This is a genomic window from Microbacterium sp. (genome assembly GCF_051953575.1).
In the GTDB taxonomy this organism is placed as follows: Bacteria; Actinomycetota; Actinomycetes; order Actinomycetales; family Microbacteriaceae; genus Microbacterium.
Genome location: NZ_JBQCIP010000023.1, coordinates 19,310 through 40,900, shown reverse-complemented (window position 1 = coordinate 40,900; position 21,591 = coordinate 19,310). Strand labels below are relative to the sequence as shown.

At 71.9% G+C, this 21,591-nt stretch carries 24 protein-coding genes and 1 tRNA gene; 20 read left to right on the top strand and 5 right to left on the bottom strand.

All coding sequences use genetic code 11. From position 1 onward, the window contains the following. The first annotated feature begins 291 nt into the window (after positions 1-291). From nhaA to hisS, 3 genes are read left to right on the top strand one after another with little or no spacing between them, the layout of a single operon-like run. Entirely contained in the window at positions 292-1,452 is a 1,161-nt protein-coding gene (gene nhaA / locus ACTHNQ_RS01935; RefSeq protein WP_440330751.1) for a Na+/H+ antiporter NhaA, read from the top strand. Beyond that, positions 1,407-2,111 carry a MazG family protein gene (locus ACTHNQ_RS01930; RefSeq protein WP_440330750.1) on the top strand — a complete coding sequence of 235 codons (705 nt, stop codon included), beginning with the start codon at positions 1,407-1,409 and terminating at the stop codon, positions 2,109-2,111. Before nhaA ends, ACTHNQ_RS01930 begins: the two co-directional genes overlap by 46 nt. A 32-nt stretch (positions 2,112-2,143) precedes the next feature. Continuing rightward, on the top strand, positions 2,144-3,412 hold the full coding sequence (gene hisS, locus ACTHNQ_RS01925; protein WP_440330754.1) for a histidine--tRNA ligase: 1,269 nt from the start codon (positions 2,144-2,146) through the stop codon (positions 3,410-3,412). Here the strand turns inward: hisS and ACTHNQ_RS01920 are convergent. Beyond that, on the bottom strand, positions 3,396-4,643 hold the full coding sequence (locus tag ACTHNQ_RS01920) for an APC family permease (RefSeq protein ID WP_440330749.1): 1,248 nt from the start codon (positions 4,641-4,643) through the stop codon (positions 3,396-3,398). The genes hisS and ACTHNQ_RS01920 overlap by 17 nt on opposite strands. A gap of 68 nt (positions 4,644-4,711) precedes the next feature. Between ACTHNQ_RS01920 and ACTHNQ_RS01915 the strand changes: the two genes are divergently transcribed. Together ACTHNQ_RS01915 and ACTHNQ_RS01910 are read left to right on the top strand one after the other, a co-directional pair. Beyond that, on the top strand, positions 4,712-5,152 hold the full coding sequence (locus tag ACTHNQ_RS01915) for a YdeI/OmpD-associated family protein (RefSeq protein WP_440330748.1): 441 nt from the start codon (positions 4,712-4,714) through the stop codon (positions 5,150-5,152). Between the two features lie 83 nt (positions 5,153-5,235). Then, positions 5,236-6,054 (top strand): SGNH/GDSL hydrolase family protein, encoded by an 819-nt coding sequence (locus tag ACTHNQ_RS01910; protein WP_440330747.1) that lies wholly within the window; start codon positions 5,236-5,238, stop codon positions 6,052-6,054. 24 nt (positions 6,055-6,078) lie between these two features. Here the strand turns inward: ACTHNQ_RS01910 and ACTHNQ_RS01905 are convergent, their stop codons facing one another. Further along, positions 6,079-6,582 (bottom strand): VOC family protein, encoded by a 504-nt coding sequence (locus ACTHNQ_RS01905; protein ID WP_440330746.1) that lies wholly within the window; start codon positions 6,580-6,582, stop codon positions 6,079-6,081. A 104-nt stretch (positions 6,583-6,686) separates the two neighbouring features. Between ACTHNQ_RS01905 and ACTHNQ_RS01900 the strand changes: the two genes are divergently transcribed. Beyond that, positions 6,687-7,448, top strand: coding sequence for a helix-turn-helix domain-containing protein (locus ACTHNQ_RS01900; protein WP_440330745.1), 762 nt, complete (start codon positions 6,687-6,689; stop codon positions 7,446-7,448). A gap of 3 nt (positions 7,449-7,451) precedes the next feature. Here ACTHNQ_RS01900 and ACTHNQ_RS01895 read toward each other — a convergent pair whose 3' ends face one another. Beyond that, positions 7,452-7,925, bottom strand: coding sequence for a DUF4442 domain-containing protein (locus ACTHNQ_RS01895; RefSeq protein ID WP_440330744.1), 474 nt, complete (start codon positions 7,923-7,925; stop codon positions 7,452-7,454). Positions 7,926-8,010: 85 nt separating this feature from the next. On the opposite strand from ACTHNQ_RS01895, the gene ACTHNQ_RS01890 reads away from it, so the two are divergent. From ACTHNQ_RS01890 to ACTHNQ_RS01845, 10 genes are all read left to right on the top strand, one after another. Further along, positions 8,011-8,382, top strand: a complete 372-nt coding sequence (locus ACTHNQ_RS01890; protein ID WP_440330743.1) for a GntR family transcriptional regulator — start codon at positions 8,011-8,013, stop codon at positions 8,380-8,382. Further along, positions 8,379-9,386 (top strand): DUF1648 domain-containing protein, encoded by a 1,008-nt coding sequence (locus ACTHNQ_RS01885; RefSeq protein ID WP_440330742.1) that lies wholly within the window; start codon positions 8,379-8,381, stop codon positions 9,384-9,386. The genes ACTHNQ_RS01890 and ACTHNQ_RS01885 overlap by 4 nt, the downstream gene beginning before the upstream one ends. Before the next feature lie 31 nt (positions 9,387-9,417). Continuing rightward, positions 9,418-10,086: an O-methyltransferase gene (locus ACTHNQ_RS01880; protein ID WP_440330741.1), complete on the top strand. Its 669-nt coding sequence runs from the start codon at positions 9,418-9,420 to the stop codon at positions 10,084-10,086. A 123-nt stretch (positions 10,087-10,209) separates the two neighbouring features. Next, positions 10,210-11,490: a phosphopyruvate hydratase gene (eno, locus tag ACTHNQ_RS01875; RefSeq protein ID WP_440330740.1), complete on the top strand. Its 1,281-nt coding sequence runs from the start codon at positions 10,210-10,212 to the stop codon at positions 11,488-11,490. 33 nt (positions 11,491-11,523) lie between these two features. Next, complete coding sequence (locus ACTHNQ_RS01870; RefSeq protein ID WP_440330739.1) at positions 11,524-12,081, top strand: FtsB family cell division protein; 558 nt, start codon at positions 11,524-11,526, stop codon at positions 12,079-12,081. A gap of 58 nt (positions 12,082-12,139) precedes the next feature. Further along, positions 12,140-12,655, top strand: coding sequence for a DUF501 domain-containing protein (locus ACTHNQ_RS01865; RefSeq protein ID WP_440330738.1), 516 nt, complete (start codon positions 12,140-12,142; stop codon positions 12,653-12,655). Beyond that, entirely contained in the window at positions 12,652-13,944 is a 1,293-nt protein-coding gene (locus tag ACTHNQ_RS01860; protein ID WP_440330737.1) for a S8 family peptidase, read from the top strand. Before ACTHNQ_RS01865 ends, ACTHNQ_RS01860 begins: the two co-directional genes overlap by 4 nt. A 33-nt stretch (positions 13,945-13,977) precedes the next feature. Next, the gene (locus ACTHNQ_RS01855; protein ID WP_440330753.1) at positions 13,978-15,408 is read left to right on the top strand and encodes an NAD(P)/FAD-dependent oxidoreductase; all 1,431 of its coding nucleotides are present in this window, start codon (positions 13,978-13,980) and stop codon (positions 15,406-15,408) included. Positions 15,409-15,480: 72 nt separating this feature from the next. Beyond that, a tRNA-Leu gene (locus tag ACTHNQ_RS01850) sits at positions 15,481-15,553 on the top strand. A gap of 66 nt (positions 15,554-15,619) precedes the next feature. Beyond that, positions 15,620-15,790 carry a hypothetical protein gene (locus ACTHNQ_RS01845; RefSeq protein WP_440330736.1) on the top strand — a complete coding sequence of 57 codons (171 nt, stop codon included), beginning with the start codon at positions 15,620-15,622 and terminating at the stop codon, positions 15,788-15,790. 23 nt (positions 15,791-15,813) lie between these two features. On the opposite strand, the gene ACTHNQ_RS01840 is transcribed toward ACTHNQ_RS01845, so the two are convergent. After that, positions 15,814-16,413, bottom strand: coding sequence for a TetR/AcrR family transcriptional regulator (locus ACTHNQ_RS01840; RefSeq protein ID WP_440330735.1), 600 nt, complete (start codon positions 16,411-16,413; stop codon positions 15,814-15,816). Positions 16,414-16,754: 341 nt separating this feature from the next. Between ACTHNQ_RS01840 and ACTHNQ_RS01835 the strand changes: the two genes are divergently transcribed. The 4 genes from ACTHNQ_RS01835 to ACTHNQ_RS01820 all read left to right on the top strand — a co-directional run bounded on the left by ACTHNQ_RS01835 (position 16,755) and on the right by ACTHNQ_RS01820 (position 21,114). Further along, on the top strand, positions 16,755-18,011 hold the full coding sequence (locus ACTHNQ_RS01835) for an alanine racemase (protein WP_440330734.1): 1,257 nt from the start codon (positions 16,755-16,757) through the stop codon (positions 18,009-18,011). After that, complete coding sequence (locus ACTHNQ_RS01830; protein ID WP_440330733.1) at positions 18,008-19,321, top strand: D-arabinono-1,4-lactone oxidase; 1,314 nt, start codon at positions 18,008-18,010, stop codon at positions 19,319-19,321. The genes ACTHNQ_RS01835 and ACTHNQ_RS01830 overlap by 4 nt, the downstream gene beginning before the upstream one ends. Before the next feature lie 82 nt (positions 19,322-19,403). After that, a complete protein-coding gene (locus ACTHNQ_RS01825; protein ID WP_018172307.1) occupies positions 19,404-19,970 on the top strand; it encodes a LemA family protein in 567 nt (188 codons plus the stop codon). Positions 19,971-20,016: 46 nt separating this feature from the next. Further along, entirely contained in the window at positions 20,017-21,114 is a 1,098-nt protein-coding gene (locus tag ACTHNQ_RS01820) for a DNA glycosylase AlkZ-like family protein (protein ID WP_440330732.1), read from the top strand. A gap of 6 nt (positions 21,115-21,120) precedes the next feature. Here the strand turns inward: ACTHNQ_RS01820 and ACTHNQ_RS01815 are convergent, their stop codons facing one another. Next, on the bottom strand, positions 21,121-21,588 hold the full coding sequence (locus tag ACTHNQ_RS01815) for a hypothetical protein (RefSeq protein ID WP_440330731.1): 468 nt from the start codon (positions 21,586-21,588) through the stop codon (positions 21,121-21,123). Positions 21,589-21,591 lie beyond the last annotated feature (3 nt).

Here is a 21,591-nt window from a genome sequence, read left to right as displayed (position 1 = left end):
GAGCCGCTCTCGCGCAGCACCTGACCGAGGAGCGTGCCCAGGAGGCGCACGTCGCCGCGCATGCTCTCGGGAATGCCCTGCTCCGCCTCGAATCGCCCGACGAGGTCGATCGCTTCGGTGTTCGTGAGTTCGCGCATCAGTCCAGGCTAACGGCGTCCGGTTTCGGGAATGTCACGCGCGGCGCTGTGTGACGACGCCGTCCGCGGGCCGCTCGATAGACTGTCCCGCGGTGAGCCGGGAAGCCTGGTCGGCACGTCCTTGCCGACCCCGCGAACGCCTTCCGGAGGCCCGATGTCGCTTCTTCGCTCCGCCCGCTTCCCCGCCATCGTCCTGCTTCTCGCCGGAGCCCTCGGGCTGGTCGTGGCCAATTCGCCCGCCGCGGGATCGGTGGATGCCGTCATGCACGCCGAGCTCGGCATCCCCGGTGTCTTCGAGCTGTCGGTGTCGCACTGGATCAAGGACGGTCTGCTGGCGGTCTTCTTCTTCGTCGTCGCGGTCGAGCTGCAGTACGAGCTGACGGCCGGCCAGCTGAACTCGGCGCGCAAGGCGCTGCAGCCGGCGATCGCCGCCGCCGGCGGCGTCGTGCTGCCGATCGCGCTGTATGCGGTCATCGCGTGGGGGTCGGACGCGACCGCGGGGTGGCCGATCCCGACGGCGACCGACATCGCGTTCGCGCTGGGGGTGCTGGCGGTGTTCGGCAAGGGGCTCCCGTCGGGGCTGCGGGTGTTCCTGCTGGCGCTCGCGATCCTCGACGACATCGTCGGGATCGTCTTCATCGCGGTGCTCTTCACGTCCGACGTGAACTTCGGCGCGCTCGCCGGGGCCGCCGTCGCCGTCGTGGCCTTCGCGATCCTGAGCCGTCAGCTCGACACCCGCGCCCGCGTGCCGATCGCGATCGTGCTCGTGCTGCTCGCCCTCGCCACGTGGGTGCTCGTGCTGCTGTCGGGCGTCCATGCGACGATCGCGGGCGTCGTGCTCGGGCTCGCGATGGCGCAGCGTCCGGCGCTGCGCGTGCGCCACGAGCTGGAGCCGTGGGTGAACGGCATCGTGCTGCCGGTGTTCGCGTTCTCGGCGGCGCTCGTCGCGATCCCCGCCGTGCCGCTGTCGCAGCTGTCGCCGGCGTTCTGGGGCGTGCTCGTGGCGCTGCCGGTCGGAAAGCTCGTCGGCATCTCGGTGCTCGGCTGGGTGTCGCTGCGCATCGCACACCGCGGCGGGCCGCCGCCCCTCGCGTTCGGGGACCTGCTGGCGGCGGGCGCGCTGGGCGGCATCGGGTTCACGGTGTCGCTGCTGCTGTCGGAGCTCGCCTTCGCGGACGCGGCGCCGCTGCGCGATCAGGCCACCCTCGGCGTGCTCGCCGGATCGGTCGTTTCGCTCATCCTGGCCGCGGGGCTCGTATCGTGGCGGGCATGGCACCATCGACGACGGACGGCGATCGTCCCCACGACCGGGTAGTCCCCACCGACCCCGACGCGCTGCGCGAGGCCGCGCTCGTGATGCACGCGGTGCGCGACCGCTGCGTGTGGACGCAGCAGATCGATCATCACGCCCTGGTGCCGTACCTGGTCGAAGAGAGCGCCGAGCTCATCGACGCCGTCGAGGAGGGGTCGCGCGACGAGCTGCGCGAAGAGCTCGGCGATCTGCTGTGGCAGGTGCTGTTCCACGCCGAGATCGCCTCCCGCGACCCGGACGACCCTTTCGACATCGACGACGTCGCGCGAGGGCTGACCGACAAGATGGTGCGGCGGCATCCCCACGTCTTCGGCGACGCCGTCGCGAACACGCCCGAAGAGGTGCTGGTTCACTGGAACGTCGCCAAGGCCGCCGAGAAGAGCGCGCGCACCAGCGTGCTCGACGGGGTGAGCGAGCGGATGCCGAGCCTCGCGCTCGCCCAGAAGCTCCTGTCGAAGGGCGCCCAGGCAGGGGTCGCGGCACGCCCGGCGTCCGCGGTGCCGCCGGCATCGGAGGCCGAGCTCGGCGACGCCTTCCTCGCGCTGGTGGCGACCGCGCGGGCGAACGGCTGGGATGCCGAGCGCGCGCTGCGCGAGCGCCTGCGCGGGCTGCAGTCCGAGATCCGCGCGGCCGAGGGCACGCCGGACCCTCTGGAAAGATAGAACCCGTGGCATCCGTGAACCCGCCGCGCGGCATGCGCGACTTCCTCCCCGCTGACAAGGCCCGCCGCGAGCGCGTGCTCGCCGTCATCCGCGAGCGCTACCGCGCGCACGGCTTCGACGAGATCGAGACGCCCGTCATGGAGGAGTACTCCCGGCTGCACGCCGGCATCGGCGGCGACAACGAGAAGCTCGCGTACAACGTCCTCAAGCGCGGCCTCGACGCGGACGCGATCCGCGCCGCCGCCGACGACCAGGCCGGCCTCACCGACCTCGGCCTGCGCTACGACCTCACCGTGCCGCTCGCCCGCTTCTACGCGACCAACCGCGGCCAGCTGCCGTCGGTGTTCCGCTCCATCCAGATCGCTCCGGTGTGGCGCGCCGAGCGGCCGCAGAAGGGCCGCTACCGCCAGTTCGTGCAGTGCGACATCGACATCATCGGCGACGCGTCGGCGCGCGCCGAGGCCGAGCTCGCGGTGGCGACGCTCGACACGCTGGACGCGCTCGGCCTGGAGGGCGGCAGCATCCGCATCAACGACCGGCGCGTGCTCGACTGGATGCTCGACAGCTTCGGCTTCTCGGCCGCCGAGCGCCCGGGCGTGCTCATCACGATCGACAAGCTCGACAAGATCGGCCCCGACGGCATCGTCGCCGAGCTCCGCGAGCGCGGCGCGACGCCCGCGGCGGTGGAGGCGTTCGACGCCTTCCTGCGTCGCCCGATGACGCTGGAGTACAACCCCTTCGGCGAGCGCCAGATCCGCAAGGCGCTGCCCGAGGGCGCCCCCGACGACATCGTCGCCCACCTCGTCGGCATCGGCGAGGCCGTCGCCGCCGCGCGGGGCGCCGAGAGCCCGGTGGGGGACATCCCGCTCGTGTTCGACCCGTTCCTCGTGCGGGGCATGGGCTACTACAAGGGCACGAACTTCGAGCTGGCGCACCCCTCGGTCGACTACTCGCTCGGCGGCGGCGGCCGCTACGACGGCATGATCGGGCGGTTCCTCGGCCAGGACGTGCCGGCCGTGGGCTTCTCGATCGGGTTCGAGCGCATCGTCGACCTGGTGGCGGAACGCGCGGATGCCGCCGCCGACGCCGTCGTGCTGGTCCATGACCGCGACGTGCCCGAGGCCGAGCTGCTCGCGCTGAAGGCCGCCCTCGTGCGGCGCGGGTCGCGCGTGCGCCTGGAGCACCGCACCAAGAACCTGAAGGCGCTGCTCGAGCGGGCCGCCGCCGACGGCTACACGGCGTTCGCGACCGTCGGTGCCGGGAGGACCGCCGAGGCGCTCGAGGTCAAGCCGCTCGGCTGAGCCGGATCGCGCGGTATGCCACCCCGACGGCCGCCACCGCGATGCCCGCCACGACCGACGGCCACGGCAGCGTGACGGCCAGGACGAGGCATCCGATCCCGCCGACGATCTGCAGCACGGCGGGGTACCGCCTCGCGGCGCCGCGCTGCCGGAAGGCGGCCACGTTCGCCACGAAGTAGTACAGCAGCACACCGAACGACGAGAAGCCGATGGCGCCGCGCAGGTCGACGAGGGCCACCAGCACGACCACCAGCGCGCCCGCCGTCAGCTCGGCACGGTGCGGCACGTGCCAGCGCGGGTGGACGCGGTCGAGGAACCCCGGCAGATCGCGCTCGCGCGACATCGCGAACGCCGTCCTGCTCACCCCCGCGATGAGGGCGAGCAGGGCGCCCAGCGACCCCGCCGCCGCACCGACGCGCACGACGACGCCGATCCACGCCCATCCCGAGTGCGCCGCCGCGTCGGCGACGGGCTGGCCGGATGCCGCCACCCCGGCCGGTCCGAGCGTCCCGAGCACGGCGACCGCGACGACGGCGTACACCGCGAGCGCCAGGACGAATGCGATCACGATCGCGCGCGGGATGACACGCCGCGGATCGCGCACCTCTTCGCCCATGGTGGCGATGCGCGCGTACCCGGCGAACGCGAAGAACAGCAGTCCGGCCGACTGCAGGATGCCGTAGCCGCCGCCGGCCCAGAGCTCGTCGGCCGTGAACCACTCGGGCGCGTCGCCGGCCGAGAACGCGGCGGTCACCGCGGCGGCCAGCGCGCCCAGGGTGATCACGACGATGACGCGGGCGGCGCCGGCCGTGCGGGTCACCCCGAACCAGTTGACGGCGGTCAGCGCGACGACCGCGCCGATCGCGACGGGACGCTCCCAGCCGGCGGGAGCGGCGTACGCGGCGAAGGTGAGCGCCATCGCCGCGCAGCTCGCCGTCTTGCCGACGACGAATCCCCAGCCGGCGATGAAGCCCCACCACGGGCCGAGCTCCGCGCGCCCGTACGCGTAGGTTCCGCCCGAGGTCGGATGCGCCGCGGCGAGCTGCGCCGACGACGTCGCATTGCCGAACGCCACGACGGCGGCGATCGCGAGGCCGACGAGCAGGCCCGTGCCGGCGGCATCCGCGGCGGGAGCCCACACCGCGAAGACCCCCGCACCGACCATGGAACCGAGGCCGATGAACACGGCGTCGCCGAGGCCGAGCCGGCGTTGCAGCGAGGGGGTGGTCACGGGCGAACATTAGCGCCCTCAAGCGAACGACCTCGCGCGGCGTCGGCAGGGTCGGCCAGGATGGGCGCATGACGCTGCAGATCCACACCGTGCTCGTGCCCTTCGGCCCGGCGACCGCGATCGAGCTGACCGACGCGCAGGTCGATCAGCTCGGCGGCGGCAAGCGGGCCGCCGTCGTCGTCGGGATCGGCGGCAACTCCGCGCGCGTGCGCCTGGGCGTGATGGACGGGAAGAACCTCATCGGTCTCTCGAAGGCGGTGCGCGCGCAGCTGGGCGTCGACATCGGCGACGAGGTCGACGCGACCGTCGCGCTCGACATCGCCGAGCGCGAGGTCGAGGTGCCCGACGACCTCGCCGCGGCACTCGAGTCGGCAGGGGTGCGCGCCGCCTTCGACGCGCTGTCGTTCAGCCGCCGCAAGGAGCTCGCCCGCGGGGTGACCGAGGCGAAGCGCCCCGACACGCGCGAGCGCCGCGTCGCCGCGGTGGTCGACGAGCTCGCGGCCTCCTGACACCGGCCGGGCGACGGATGCCGGTCGCCCGGGCACCGGCGCGTCATCGGCGTGACGGCATCCGTTCATCCTCGTGGGGTGGCATGGGCGACATGACGGGCTCGCGGGAGGTCATGCGGCATCCGCTGCTGGTCGGCGTCGTGGGGATCGCGATGGGCGCCGGGCTGGTCGTCCTGGGCGGCCGGGCGGTGCTCACCCGCCAGGCGGCGCTGGCACGGCGGCGCATCGGCAAGCCGCACGGCGCGGAGGCGCTGGATGCCGACCGCGTGTGGGGCGGGCGGTTCGACGGGGCGCCGCGAGATCTCGTCGTGCTGGGCGACTCGATCGCGGCCGGACTCGGCGCCGAGCGCCGCAAGGACACCCTGGGCGCCCGCCTCTCGAAGGGGCTGGCGCGCGCCGAACGGCGCCCCGTGCGGTTGCGCACGGCAGCCGTGGTCGGCGCCGAGACCTCGATGCTGGCGGCGCAGATCGACGCCCTGCCGGCCGCATACAGCCCCGATGCAGCCGTGATCGTGGTCGGGGGCAACGACGTGACGCACCGTGTCCCTGTGTCCGCTTCGGTCGCGCAGCTGGAAGAGGCGATCGAGCGTCTGCAGGCGCGAGGCGCGGCCGTCGTCGTGGGGACCTGCCCCGATCTGGGCGCGCTGCGTCCCGTGCCGCAGCCGCTGCGGGCGCTCGGCTCGCGCCTCTCGCGGCAGCTGGCCGACGCGCAGGCTGAGGCCGCGCGACGCCACGACGTGCGGGCGGTGTCGCTGCGCCGCGCCGTCGGCCCGTTCTTCGTGACGCAGCCCGACGAGATGTTCAGCCTCGACCGGTTCCACCCGAGCGCACTGGGTTACCGCCGGACGGCCGAGGCGCTGCTGCCCGCTCTGATCGCCGCGCTGGGCGGCGCCGACGGCTGACCGCCGACGCCGCCCGGACCGTCGTCAGCCGGCGTACGAGGCGGCCCATTCGGCGATGCGCAGGGCGCTCTCCTCCTCGGAGAGGTCCTCGACGCGGGTCATGATCGACCAGCGCACGCCGAACGGGTCGCGCACGCTCGAGAACCTGTCGCCCGACACGAAGGTCGACGGCTCTTCGCGGACGGTGGCGCCCGCGGCGACGGCGCGCGCGGTCACGGCGTCGACGTCGGGCACGTAGATGCCGATGGAGTAGCAGTCCGCGTCGCCCTCGGGAGCGGGCACGAGCCCGTAGTCCGGCGACGGTTCGCCGATCTGCAGGATGCCGAGCCCGAAGTCGAGACCCGCATGGACGACGAGCCCGTCGAACTCGGTGACGTCGGTCACGCGTGCGCCGAACACGTCGCGGTAGAAGTCGATCGCCTGCTTCGCGCCGCGGATCGCAAGGAAGGGGGTGAGGGCGGTCGCCGAGTTCGGACGCCCGTCGGTGGTGTGTTCGCCGGTCACGCCGGCGGTGTTCTCGGTGGTCATGCTCCGATGCTCGCGGAGAGCGGATGCCGCGGCTTGAAGATTCGCGACAACCTCGGCGGCGGTGGCCGCTGCGAGGTGTCGGCGCTCGTCGGTACCGTGGCGGGGTGACCGACCCCCACCGCGGCGTGCTGTACCCGGATCGGCTGCCGCGTTTCACGCGGCTGCCACCGGGCGAGGCCGCGGCCGAGCTCGTCGAGTGGTACTGGATCCCGCAGTGGGAGCTTCCCGACGGCGTCGAGTCCCGCCAGGCTCTGCTGCCGTACCCCGCGGCCAACCTCGCGGTGGAGCCGGACGGCGTGACGCTCTGGGGCGTGACGACACGTGCCGGCGAACGGGTGCTGCGGGGGAGCGGGTGGGCCGTGGGCGCGCTGCTCCGGCCCGCCGCGCTGCTGCGCCTGTCTGCGGCGCCGGCTGACCTGGCCGATCGGCACGCCGTGCTCGGCGAGCCTGCGCTGCAGGCGGCGGTCGCGGCTGCCATGCCCGACCCGCACGCCGCCGCCGGCATCGTGGAGGCATGGATCGTCGACCGGGTCGGCGAGCTCACGTCCGAGGCGCGCCTCGCGAATGCGATGGCAGGGCTCCTGATGACCGATCCCACGATCCTGCGCCTGGACGACGCCGCCGCACGGCTGCGGGTCTCGGCGCGCACGCTGCAGCGGCTCGCGCATCGGTCGGTGGGCCTGCCGCCGGCGGCGATGATCCGCCGCCGGCGCCTGCAGGAGGCAGCGCAGCGGGTGCGCGACGATCCTGAGGCGACGATGGCCGAGATCGCGGCCGACCTGGGGTACGCCGACCAGGCGCATCTCGCGAACGACTTCCGCACCGTGCTCGGCCTCACCCCGTCGGACTACCGGGGTGCGCACTGAGTCTCAGACGCCGGACGCCGCGGTGACGCGCCTCTTCTCGCGCACGTACACCTCGCGTCGGACGTGCGCCACGACGTCGCCCGAGGCGTCGGTGATGTCGGTCTCGAACCACTCCAGCACCTTCGCGCCGCCGAGGGCCCGTTCGCGCAGCTCCTCGGCCTTCTCTCGGGGCACGTGGAAGTGCGCGGTCAGCACGCCGCGCCCCGGCTTGACGAACTCGATCTCGCCTCGGGTGTCCCACACGACGTGGTCGCTGCCGAGCTGATGCATGACGAGCATGAAGAAGTAGGGGTCGGTCATCGCCGACATCGATCCGCCGAACGCCGTCTTGACGTAGTTGCGGGTGAAGACGTTGACGTGCAGCTCGACGGTCGCGCTCGTCCAGTCCTCGGCGAAGCGCCGCACGCGGATGCCGCTGAACAGGTTGGGGATCCACAGACTCATGCCGACGGCCAGGCGGCGGGGGGTCACGCGCATGCGCCCAGCATGGCGGAGCCCCGCCGGTCGTACGCAGTCGATTGGCGATTCGCCACAATTGTTCTAGTTGCCATAGAATAACTATGTGTTGTTGCGAATCGATTCCGAGAGCGGTGCGCCGCTGTTCGCGCAGATCGCGGCCTCCGTGCGAGCGGACGCGGCCGCAGGGCGCCTGGTGACAGGCGACCGTCTTCCGGCGGCGCGCGACATCGCGTCCGCGCTGGGGGTCAACGTGCACACCGTGCTGCACGCCTATCAGGACCTTCGCGACGAGGGGCTGGTCGAGCTCCGCCGCGGCCGCGGTGCGGTCGTGACCGCGCAGGCCGAGGCGCTCCAGCACCTGCACCACGACATCCACGACCTCGTCACGCGGGCGCGCGCGGCGGGTCTTTCCCCCGACGCCCTGGCCGCCCTCGTGAGAGAAGCCGGCCGTGCCGAACCGAAGGAGCACCGATGACCCGCCCCGATCCCGCCGTCCGCCGATTCGTCCTGGTCGCGGTCTGGATCCCGATCGCGCTCGTCGCCGCCGGCCTCATCGTCCAGCTGCTCGCGCTGCCGCAGCTCCCGCCGACGGTCGCCGTGCACTGGAACGCCACGGGCGAGGCGGACGGCTTCGCCCCCGCCTGGACGCAGCCGATCATGACCGTGCTGTTCGGGCTCGGACTGCCGCTGCTCATGGCGGTGACGTCGCTGGGCGGCCTGCGCCGCGGCGATCGCGGACCGACGTACCGGCTCATGGGTGCGACCGCGGCCGCGGTGTCGGCGCTCGTCACCGTCGCGCTCACGGCGACCCTCGTGATGCAGGTCGGCCTCGACGACGCGTCGCAGGCGCCCACGGTCTGGGGCCCGCTCGTCGCCGCGCTCGTCGCGGGGGCGCTGGCAGGGGTGGGGGCGTGGTTCCTCCAGCCGAGGACGCCGTCTCCGGATGCCGTCACCCGGCCCGCCGTGCCGCTCGCGCTCGCCGCGAAGGAGCGCGTGCTCTGGATGCGGACCACCTCGATGGCCACCGGCGCGGCGGTCGCCGTCGTCGCTGCGGTGCTGCTCCTCGTCGTCGTGGCCGTCGCGGCGTGGGTCACGGGTTCGGACCCGGTCGTCGCCTGGCTGCTCACCGCGGTCGCGGTCGTCCTGGTCTTCTTCGCCGCGACCACGCTCGCCTTCCACGTCCGCGTGGACGACACCGGGCTGCACGTCCAGTCGGTGCTCGGCATCCCGCGCTTCCGCGTCCCCCTCGCCGACGTTCAGTCCGCCGCCCGGGTCCTGGTCAACCCGATGGGGGAGTTCGGCGGCTGGGGCGTGCGCATCGCCCCGTCGGGCCGCCGCTTCGGGATCGTGCTGCGCGCCGGAGAGGCCCTCGAGGCGACGCGTCGCAATGGGCGCCGCTTCGTCGTGACGGTCGACGACGCCGAGACCGCCGCCGCGCTGCTCGAGGCGCTCGTGCAGCGCGCGGGCGCGAGGCCTTGACGCCCGACGCGGCGCCGGATTTGCTGGGGGCATGGCAGACCCCACCCCCGACACCTGGCGCCGCGTCGACGCCTACCTGACCGAACTGCTCGTCGGTCACGATCCGAGCCTCGACCGCGCCGTCGAGGAGCAGAACGAGGCGGGCCTGCCCGCGATCGAGGTCGCTCCGGTCAACGGCAAGCTGCTGCACCTCATCGCCCGCATGTCGGGCGCGCGGCGGGTGCTCGAGATCGGGACGCTCGGCGCCTACTCGACGATCTGGCTCGCCCGCGGCATCCCCGACGGCGGTCGCGTCGTCACGATCGAGGCCGAGCCGCGCAACGCCGAGATCGCGCGGGCGAATCTCGACAGGGCGGGCGTCGGCGACAAGGTCGACATCCGCCTCGGCCGGGCGGCCGAGGTGCTGCCCACGCTCGACGACGGCGAGCCCTTCGACCTCGTCTTCATCGACGCCGACAAGGAGTCGAACACGATCTACCTCGACTGGGCCGCGCGCCTGGGGCGGCCGGGCACCGTCGTCATGGTCGACAACGCCGTGCGCGGGGGCGAGGTCGCCAACCCCGCCACGGAGAACCCCCAGGTCATCGGCGTCCAGCGAGGGCTCGAGATGCTCGGCCGCGACCCCCGGTTCGACGCGACCGCCCTGCAGACGCTCGACGCGAAGGGGTACGACGGCATCGCCCTGGCCCTGGTTGTATGACCTCGACAGGAACGGCGGCCCCGGCCTGCGGGATCCGTCGTCATCAGAGCGGGCCGCATCACTAGGCTGGGACCGGACCGACGACGCTCCGACGATTCATCCTCCACGAACAAGGAGACCCCCGTGGCACTGATCGAGGCTGTAGGCGCGCGTGAGATTCTCGACTCGCGCGGAAACCCGACCGTCGAGGTGGAGGTGCTGCTCGACGACGGAACCGTCCAGCGCGCGGCCGTCCCCTCCGGCGCGTCGACCGGCGCTTTCGAGGCGTACGAACTGCGTGACGGCGACAAGGGCCGTTACGGCGGCAAGGGCGTCCTGAAGGCGATCGACGCCGTCATCGACGAGCTGGGCCCGGCCATCGAGGGCATCGACGCGAGCGAGCAGCGCATCGTCGACGAGATCCTCAACGAGACCGACGGCACTCCCAACAAGGAGCGCACCGGCGCCAACGCGATCCTCGGCGTCTCGCTCGCGGTCGCCAAGGCCGCCGCCGACGCGGCCGACCTGCCGCTGTTCCGCTACCTCGGCGGACCCAACGCGCACGTCCTGCCCGTGCCGCTGTTCAACGTCATCAACGGCGGCGAGCACGCCGACAACGGCATCGACTTCCAGGAGTTCTTCCTGGCCCCCATCGGCGCCGAGACGTACCGCGAGTCCCTGCGCTGGGGCACCGAGGTCTACCACGTCCTCAAGGGCGAGCTGAAGGCCGCCGGCTACGCCACGGGCCTCGGCGACGAGGGCGGCTTCGCCCCCGATCTCCCCAGCAACCGCGAGGGACTCGACTTCCTCATCAAGGCGATCGAGAAGGCCGGCTTCACGCCCGGCACTGACGTCGCCGTGGGCCTCGACGTCGCCGCGACCGAGTTCTTCAAGGACGGCGTGTACACCGTCGAGGGTCAGGCGTGGTCGGCCGAGAAGCTGACCGACTACTTCTCGGACCTGGTCGACAACTACCCGATCGTCACGATCGAGGACGCGCTCGCCGAGGACGACTGGGACGCCTGGAAGGCCCTCACCGACAAGCTCGGCAAGAAGGTGCAGCTCGTCGGCGACGACCTGTTCGTCACCAACCCCGAGCGTCTGCAGCGCGGCATCGACCTGGGCGTCGCCAACGCGCTCCTGGTCAAGGTCAACCAGATCGGCACCCTCACCGAGACGCTCGACGCCGTGGCCCTGGCCACGCAGAACGGCTACCGCTCGATGCTGTCGCACCGTTCGGGCGAGACCGAGGACACGACGATCGCCGACCTCGCCGTCGCCGTCAACTGCGGTCAGATCAAGACCGGCGCGCCCGCTCGCAGCGAGCGCGTCGCGAAATACAATCAGCTTCTGCGCATCGAAGAGGAGCTCGGCGACGCCGCGGTCTTCGCGGGCCGCGGAGCGTTCCCCCGTTTCAAGGGCTGACGCGCACCGGAACTGACGTAGAGAGGGGGAGCCGTGGCCAAGACGACGGCTCCCTCTTCTCGTCCGTCGGCGTCGACAGCGGATGCCTCACGCCGGCGCCCGGTCGCCGGTCGGCGCCCCGTCGACGTGCGCGGCTGGCTCGGCGGCATCCGGCTGTCCGGCTTCATGGTCATCATGCTGGGCCTCGTCGTGCTGGCCGCCTTCGTGCTGGTGCCGACGATCGGCACCTACGTCGACCAGCGTCAGCAGATCGCCGCGCTCGAGGCGGCGGTGCAGCTCAGCCATGAGGAGGTCGCCGACCTCAAGGCGCAGCGTGAGCGCTGGCAGGATCCCGCCTACATCACGACGCAGGCCCGCGAGCGCCTGTACTACGTCAAGCCGGGCGAGGTCGTGTATCTCGTCGACAACGACCTTCCGCCCGAACTCGCCCCGCAGGAGCGGGCGCCGGTGAGCGATCAGATCGAAGCGGCGCAGACCGACTGGATGTCGCAGCTGGTGCGCTCGGTGACCGAGGCGGGCCTCGCCCAGACGGTCGCCCCTGTCACCTTCGGCGTGCCCGACCCCACGCCCACGGGCACCCCGGCAGGATGAGCCGGCCGCAGGGGCGCGTTCCAGCCGCGTCCCAGGCGACCCCCGCTAGCCTGGAATCGTGACGACTCCGCCGTACCCCCCTGTCAGCGACGCCGACCTCGCCGTGCTTCGTGAGCAGCTCGGCCGCCCCGCACGCGGGGTCGTCGGCATCGCGGCGCGCTGCGTGTGCGGCAACCCCACGGTGGTGGCCACGTCCCCGCGACTGCCCGACGGGTCGCCGTTCCCCACGTTCTACTACCTGACGCACCCCGCCGCGACCGCGGCGATGTCGACGCTCGAGGCCGACCACGTCATGCGCGAGCTCTCGGACGAGCTCGCCGACGAGGAGGTCGCCGCGGCGTACCTGCGCGCCCACGAGGCGTACCTCCGCGATCGTGCCGCGTACGGCGAGCCCGAAGAGATCGCCGGCATCTCCGCCGGCGGCATGCCCACGCGCGTCAAGTGCCTGCACGCGCTCGCCGGCCACGCGCTCGCCGCGGGACCCGGCGTCAACCCGATCGGAGACCGTGCGCTGCAGCTGTCGTCGTGGTCGCCCGACCGCTGCGTGTGCGCCCAGCCGGGTTCGGCCGGATGATCCGTCGCCTCCTGGCAGCGATCGCCGCAGCCGCCGTCGCGACGACTCTCGTCGCGGGCGCGCCGGCGATCGCGCAGGCGGCGACTCCCGAGGCCACGCCGCCCGCCGGTCAGGATCCGGTGCGCGCGGCGCAGTACTGGCTCGACGACTACGGCATCGCGGAGGCGTGGCGGACCACCCGCGGCGCCGGCGTGAAGATCGCGATCATCGACACCGGGATCGGGCGGGGCACGAGCGAGTTCGACGGCGCCGTCGCCGACGGCACCGACGTGTCGGGAGCAGGTTCGCCCGACGGCCGCACCCCCGTCGGCGCGGTCGATGCCGACCACGGCAGCTGGGTGGCCTCGCTGGCCGCCGGCCGGGGCACCGGACCCGACGCGGGCGTGATCGGCGTCGCGCCCGAGGCGCAGCTGCTCTCGGTCTCGGTGGGCTTCGGGTCGTCGGCCACCCGATCGTTCGCCGACCAGATCGTCGACGCCATCCACTGGTCGGTCGACAACGGCGCCGACATCATCAACATGTCGCTGACGACCAACGTGCCGGATTGGCCCGAGAGCTGGGACGAGGCCTTCCAGTACGCCTTCGACCACGACGTCGTCATCGTGGTCGCTGCCGGCAACCGGGGGAGCGGCACGACCAAGGTCGGCGCCCCCGCGACGATCCCGGGCGTCCTCACCGTCGGCGGCGTGGACCGCGCGGGAAAGGCCAGCGTCGACGCGTCCACGCAGGGCATCACGATCGGGGTGTCGGCGCCGAGCGAGCAGCTGGTCGGCGTCTCGGCCGACGGCACCGTGGTGTCATGGGACGGCACGAGCGGCGCGGCGCCGATCGTCGCCGGGATCGCCGCGCTCGTGCGCTCCGCGCACCCCGACCTCGACGCCGACAACGTCATCAACCGGATCGTGAAGACCGCCCGCGCCGTCGGCGCCGACCCGGCCGACAAGCTGCTGTACGGGTATGGACTCGTGGATGCCGCCGCCGCCGTGTCCGCCGACGTCCCGAGCGTCACCGCGAACCCGATGGGCAGCCTGAAGGACTGGGTGCGCCTGTACCGGCGGGCGCAAACGGCGCCGCTGCCGACGGAATCGGAGCCCTCCGCAGAGGTGCCGCCGCTGCCGAAGGCCGACGCGGCCACGCGCGCGTCGTCGCCGCTCCTGCCCGATCGCGACACCGTCCTGTACGGGACGCTGCCGCTCACGTTGCTCACAGCGGCCGCTATACTGGTGGCGCTCGGCGTCACCGCTGCTGTCCGACGCATCCGATTGGCGTCCCGCACGCCGAGCCGCTGACATCCAGGAGTAGTCCCCACCGTGAGCAACACCGTGCCAAAGATCCTCATCGTCGGCGGCGGATACGCAGGCTTCTACACCGCGTGGAAGCTCGAGAAGCACCTTCGCAAGGGTGAGGCCGAGGTCACGATCGTCGACCCGCTGCCCTACATGACGTACCAGCCGTTCCTCCCCGAGGTCGCGGCCGGCTCGATCGAGGCGCGCCACGCCGTCGTCGCGCTGCGCCGCCACCTGAAGCGCACGAACGTCGTGGCCGCCAAGGTCACGGGCATCGACCACGCCCACAAGACCGCGACGATCACGCCGATTGCCGGTGAGCCGTACGAGTTCGAGTACGACCAGATCGTCGTCACCGCCGGTGCCGTCTCGCGCACGTTCCCCATCCCGGGCATCGCCGACAACGCCATCGGCCTCAAGACGATCGAAGAGGCGGTCGCGATCCGCGACAAGCTGATGTCGAACTTCGACAAGGCGTCGACGCTGCCGCCCGGTCCCGACCGTGACCGCCTGCTGACCGTCGTGGTCGTCGGCGGCGGCTTCGCGGGCATCGAGGTGTTCGCCGAACTCCGCTCGCTCGCGTCGTCGCTGGTCAAGAGCTACCCGCAGATCACGTTCGAAGACACGCACTTCCACCTCATCGAGGCGATGGGCCGGATCATGCCCGAGGTCTCGCTCAAGACGAGCGAGTGGGTGCTGAAGAACCTCGCCAAGCGCGGCGCGTCGGTCCACCTCGACACGCAGGTGCAGGGAGCCGTCGACGGCAACATCCAGCTGTCGACCGGTGAGGTCATCCCCTCCGACCTGATCATCTGGACGGCCGGTGTCATGGCCAACCCGACCGTGGTCCGCGGCGGCGATCTCCCCGTCGAGGAGCGCGGCCGCATCCGCACCCGCGCCGACCTGCGCGTGGGCACCGAGGACGAGTTCGTCGAGGGCGCGTGGGCCGCCGGTGACGTCTCGGCGGTTCCCGACCTGTCGGGCGGCGGCGTGGGCGGCTACTGCGTGCCCAACGCCCAGCACGCGGTCCGTCAGGCGAAGCTCCTCGCGAAGAACCTGGTCGCGGTGCTGCGCGGCGAGCTTCCGCGGCAGTACTTCCACAAGAACCTGGGTGCCGTCGCGGGCCTGGGCCTGTGGGTCGGCGTCTTCCAGTCCGGCAACCTCGCCCTCAAGGGCTGGATCGCGTGGCTCGCCCACCGCGGCTACCACGGCCTGGCGATGCCCTCGTGGGAGCGGAAGTGGCGCGTCCTGTGGGGCTGGTGGAACAACTTCTGGCTCGGTCGCGACCTCGTGAACCTGTCGACGGTGCAGAACCCGCGCTACGTCTTCGAAGAGTTCGCCGCGCGTCCCCGCCCGGCGCAGCCGGTCGAGGCGCCCGCTGAGCCGGCCGCTCCGGCGAAGAAGGCTCCGGTGCGCAAGGCTCCCGCCAAGAAGACCGCCGACGCCGAGAAGGTCGCCGCCAACTGAGCGTCTGCGAATGCCGCAGGCTCGTCTGAGAAGATGAGCCTGCGGCATTCGCATATCCGCGGATGCCCTCCGGCCCCCGTAGCCCAATGGCAGAGGCAGGCGACTTAAAATCGCTTCAGTCTGGGTTCGAGTCCCAGCGGGGGCACTGCGTGAACTTCTCGATTTCCGCGTTGATCGGCGCTAACCTGGGCAAGAGCGCAAAGGGGCGGACATGGACCAGCAGAACGCGAACCCTCAGGACGAGGAACCCCAGGCCGCCCCGAAGAGCGGCTGGCTGTGGAAGTTCGTTGCGCTGATCCTCGGGGCGCCCCCGCTCGCCGTGTACGGGGCCGAAGAAGAGGTCGAGCAGGAGCGGCAGGCGAACGCTCGGGCCAAGCGCTAGCGGCGACCCGCGGGCGGCATCCGTCAGTCGGGACGCCCGTCGGCAACGGTGAGTTCTGCCAGGGCTGTCGCCGCGGCGGCGACGACGCTCTCGGCGAGGTCGTCGTCGCGGTCGACCAGCCACGTCAGCGTGATGCCGTCGGTGAGCGAGATGAGCAGCCGCGCCGCCGTGGGGACCGGCACCGTCCAGCGGGTCCCGGTGTGGTGCGCGGCCAGCTCCAGCGCCGCCGTCGCGATGCGGGTGTACTGCGAGTACTGCTCGCGGGCCAGCTCGGGCCGGGCGCGAACGGCGAACTGCGCGAGCTCCAGCATCGCCTGTTCGTGCGCGGGATCCGTGCGCAGGTGATCGAGATAGCCGGTCAGCCCGGCATGGAGCAGCTCGGTGATCGTGCGTCCTTCGAGACGATCGGGCAGCACCGCCTTCTCCTCCTTGGCGAGCACCTCGGTGATCAGCAGGTCGAGCAGTTCGTCCCGGGACTCGAAGGCGTAGTGGAAGCTCGCGAGCGACATGCCCGCCTCGGCCACGATGGCCCGGGTCGAGGCTGCGCTGAGACCGCGAGCCGAGACGACGCGGACGGCGGCTTCGACGAGGGCGGCACGGCGGTTCTCGACAGAAGTGCGCACGGGGATCCTCTCTGAGCTCGATTCTCGCGGGCGCGGCGTCGCGCGGGTCGCGGGGGTGCGACGACCGTTTGCGTGGCAAGCCTCGCATGCTTACGATACGTGAAGTGGGACGATCGTCCCACTACACGCGAGCCACGCGGACGCCGCTGTCCGTGCGAGGGGACGACGATGTTCGACGATGCCGTGACCTGCCGCCACCCGGTGGTGCGGTGCCGCCGCATCCCCGCGGGGATCGTCGTCGGGCATGCGCATTCCGCCTCGTCGACGTGCCCGGCCCGGACGACTGAGTACCTGCCGTCGCCCCACGTACGATGAATGCAACCCGAAGGAACGATGCGTCCATGACGATAGATCTGCTTGCCGATGCTGGCGCCCGCCCGCCCGGCACGCCCTGGAAGGACCCCGCATCGTACTGGGGCGCCATGAGCCACGCCCTCGGCGATGTGAGCGGCCCTGTCGCCGCGATCAACGCCGACGCACTGCGTTACAACGCGCTGGATCTCGTCGTGCGCGCAGGCGGCGTCCCCATCCGCGTCGCGAGCAAGTCCGTCCGCGTCCGCGAAGTGATCGACTCGGTCCTTGCGCTTCCCGGCTATCAGGGCATCCTGGCGTTCACCCTCCCCGAGGCGCTGTGGCTCGCACAGGACCGCGACGGTGCCCCGGGGCACGACGACATCGTCCTGGGATACCCGACGGTGGACCGCGCCGCGATCGCCGCACTCGCCGGCGACGCGGTGGCGGCATCCCGCATCACGCTCATGGTGGACGACCTCGCCCAGCTCGACCTCGTCGACGCGATCGCCGCACCGGGGACCCGGCCAGAGATCCGCGTCGCCATCGACGCGGACGCGTCGTGGCGCGCACCCGGGCTCGGACACATCGGCGTGTTCCGCTCGCCGGTGCACGACGCCCCCGAGGTCGCCGCCCTCGCGCGATCCATCGCGGCGCGCGACGGCTTCCGCCTGGTCGGTCTCATGATGTACGAGGCGCAGATCGCCGGGCAGGGCGATGCGACGGGATCCGGGGATGCCGTGGTCCGGTGGATGCAGCGGCGCTCCGGGGCGGAGCTCCTCGAGCGCCGGGCCGCCATCGTGGCAGCGCTGCGCGACATCGCCCCGCTCGAGTTCGTCAACGGCGGCGGCACGGGCTCGCTGGAGGTGACGGCATCCGATCAGGCCGTCACCGAGCTCACGGCCGGCAGCGGCCTGCTCGCCGGCCACCTGTTCGACGGCTACCGCGCGTTCGATCCCGCCCCCGCCGCCGCGTTCGCGCTCGAGGTGGTGCGCAAGCCGGCGCCCGACATCGCCACCGTCCTCGGCGGCGGCTGGATCGCGTCGGGGCCGGCGCTGGAGTCGCGACAGCCGCGAGCAGTCTGGCCCGCAGGGCTCCGGACGGCACCGCGTGAGGGTGCCGGCGAGGTGCAGACGCCGCTGCGCGGCGACGCGGCGCGAGGCCTGCGCGTAGGGGATCGGGTGTGGTTCCGCCACTCCAAGAGCGGGGAGCTCGCCGAACGCGTCGACCGGTACCACGTGGTCGACGGCAGTGGTCTTGTGGGGACGATCGCGACGTATCGCGGCGAGGGGAAGGCATTTCTGTGACACGTCCAGGCGGAGTGTGGCGCAACTGGGGGCGCTCTGAATCTGTCCGGCCGCAGCGGATCGAGTTTCCGCGCACTGTCGAAGCGGTGCAGCGCGCCGTCGTCGCGGCGGCGGCGCGACGGATGCCGATCAAGGCGGTCGGCGCCGGTCACAGCTTCACCGGCATCGCGGTGGCCCCCGGCGTGCTCCTTGAGCTGCGCGATCTGAGCGGAGTGGTCTCGGTCGACCGCGAGCGCAAGCGGGTCACGCTGCTGGCAGGCACACGACTGCATCAGGTGCCGGCCCTGCTGGCGCCGCACGGCCTCGCGATGGAGAACCTCGGCGACATCGACCGGCAGTCGATCGCCGGGGCGATCTCGACCGGCACGCACGGCACGGGCGCGCGCTTCGGCGGGCTCGCGAACCAGGTCGTCGGGGCGACGCTGGTCACGGCATCCGGCGATCTTCTCCGCGTCGACGAGACCGAGAACCGCGAGCTGCTGCCCGCGGTGGCGCTCGGCCTCGGTGCGCTCGGCATCCTCGTCGAGGTCACCCTGCAGTGCGTGCCCGCGTTCGTGCTGCACGCGGTCGAACAGCCCGAGTCGCTCGATGCGGTGCTCGCGGGACTCGACGACCGCGTGGCGGCCGCCGACCACTTCGAGTTCTACTGGTTCCCGCACACGGACCGGGCGATGACCAAGACCAACACTCGCCTGCCCGAGTCCGCGCCCCGGCACCCGCTGTCGCCCGTCGGCAAGTGGATCGACGACACGCTCGTCGGCAGCGGTCTGCACCAGGTCGCCTGTACGACCGGAAGGCTGGTTCCGCCGCTCGTACCGCCCATCAACCGGATATCGGCCAAGGTGTGGGGGGACCGCGAGTTCACCGACGGCTCGGCGCGCGTGTTCGCCACCCACAGGTCGGTGCGCTTCCGCGAGATGGAGTACGCGCTGCCGGCCGAGAACGTCCGCCCGGCCTTCGACGCCGTCCGCGCACTCATCGACGACCGCGGCTGGCGGATCGGGTTCCCCGTCGAGGTGCGTTTCGCGGCGGCGGACGACCGCTGGCTGTCGACGGCGCACGGCCGCTCGTCGGCGTACATCGCGGTGCATCGGTATTGGCGGGAGGATCCTACAGAGTACTTCGGGGCGATCGAGCAGATCATGCTCGGCTACGGCGGGCGCCCCCACTGGGGCAAGATGCACACGCTCGGCGCCGATGCGCTGCGCGAGCGCTACCCGCGCTTCGACGACTTCGTCGCACTGCGCGATCGGCTCGATCCGGACAGGATGTTCCGCAACGGGTACCTCGATCGGGTGCTCGGTGGGTAACGGCTGAGAGTCCGCATCCCTCGCTCATGCGGCGCGGGCCTGCGTCGATAGGATGAGGGCACTATCGAATGGAGACTCGGCAATGGAATGGCTGATCCCGGTCCTTATCGTGGTGGCCCTCGTCGTCATCGCCGGCATCTACCTCTGGGCGACCTACAACTCGCTCGTCCAGCTGAACGTCCGGGTCGATGAGGCGTGGAGCGACATCACGGTGCAGCTGAAGCGCCGTGCCGACCTCCTGCCGAACCTGATCGAGGCCGTGAAGGGGTATGCGGCGCACGAGAAGGCGGTGTTCGAGAACGTGACCAGAGCGCGTGCCGAGACGCTGTCGGCGGCCGGTCCCGCCGACGCGGGGGTCGCCGAGGGGCACATGCAGCAGGCGCTGAAGTCGCTGTTCGCCGTCGCCGAGGCATATCCGCAGCTGCAGGCGAGCCAGAACTTCCTCCAGCTGCAGCAGTCGATCGTCGACACCGAAGACAAGATCCAGGCCTCGCGCCGGTTCTACAACGGCGGCGTGCGGGAGCTCAACACCAAGATCAAGGTGTTCCCGAACAACATGTTCGCCCGCAACCTCGGCTTCCACGAGCGCGAGTTCTTCGAGGTCATCGACGGCGCCGCGATCTCGGAGCCGCCGCGCGTGCAGTTCTGATGCAGCGGGAGGGCGGCATGTCGCCGCCGACCGCTAGCGTCGAGGCATGGTCCATCGGCTGACGCAGGAACAGGCCCGTCGCATCGCGTTGCACGGTCAGCTGCTGACCGCGGAGCGTCCTGCCGGCATCGTCGAGACCATCGACGCGCTGACGATCCTGCCGATCGACCCGACGTCGGCGATCGCGCCGAGCGTCGACCTCATCCTCTGGAGCAGGCTCGGCTGGCCGTATCAGCCCGCCGATCTCGTGCGCCTCTTCGAAGAGGATCGCGCGGTGTTCGAGTGGGGCGGGTTCTATCGGGCCATGACCGATCTGCCGCTGCTCCTGCCCGAGATGCGCCGGCGTCCCGAATCTGCGCAGGCACGGCAGTGGCTCGAGGCGAACGAGGTCTTCCGTCGCGAGACGCTGGCGCGGTTGCGCGACACCGGACCGCTCCACGCGAGCGAGATCCCCGACACCGCGCAGGTGTCATGGCGCTCGTCGGGGTGGACGAACAACCGCAACAGCCTGCAGCTGCTGGAGATGCTGGTGCTGTGCGGCGAGGTCGCGGTCTCTTCGCGGGACGTCGGTGGCCGGTTGTTCGACGTGGCGGACCGCGTCTATCCCGCCGACGTTCCGCAGCTCTCGGATGACGAGGGAGCGAGGGAGCGCGCCGAGCGCAGGCTGGCATCCTTCGGCATCGCGCGGGCGAAAGGACTGGCGCAGCCCATCGAGCCGATCGCCGTGGGAGACCTGGGGGAGGAGGCCGTCGTCGAGGGCGTCGACGGCGTGTGGCGGGTGGATCCCGAGGCGCTGGCGGCCGCGGACTCGTACCGGCCCCGCACCGCGCTGCTCTCTCCGCTCGATCGCGCCGTGTTCGACCGTCGGCGCCTGGACGAGCTCTTCGGGTTCGAGTACGTGCTGGAGATGTACAAGCCTGCCGCGAAACGCCGGTGGGGGTACTTCGCACTGCCGGTGCTGCACGGCGACCGGTTCGTCGGCAAGCTCGACGCGAAGGCCGACCGCAAGGCCGGGGTGCTGCGCATCAACGCTCTGCACGAGGACCGGCCCTTCGACGATGCCACGCGGGCGGCCGTGGACGCCGAGATCCTCGATCTCGCGCGATGGCTGGGGCTCGCACCGGTCGGGCTCGGCTTCGGCTGAGGCCGTTCAACGAACCGACACGGTCGTCTCGTCGCCGTGCGTGACGACATCGCCGCGGAGCGCCCATTCGCCCGTGCGGTAGGTGACGCTGCCCGGGGCGCCCTCGCGCGTCGTGCCGCTGGCCGTCGCGACGAGCACGCCGCCGGTCGCGTCGAACGACCGCCCGTCCGGCGACAGCACGACGACGGGGTAGGCCTCGATGCGGAAGGCGAGTCCCGACAGCTGCGCAAGGTCGGCGGCCCACGGGACGAAGATGCCGCAGTGCTCGGGAACGGTCTTCGCGGGAGCCGCGCATGCGTCGGCGTAATGGTCGAGCTGCTCCTGGATGGCCGCGGTGCGATCGACCGGAGCGGTCGGCGCGGCGCCGTTGTCGGAGGGTCCGCTGCCCGAGCTCAGCCACCAGGCGACGGCCGCACCGGCGAGCACGAGCGCGACGCCGCCGGCGACGAGTCCGACCATCGTGCCGCGCTTCACCGT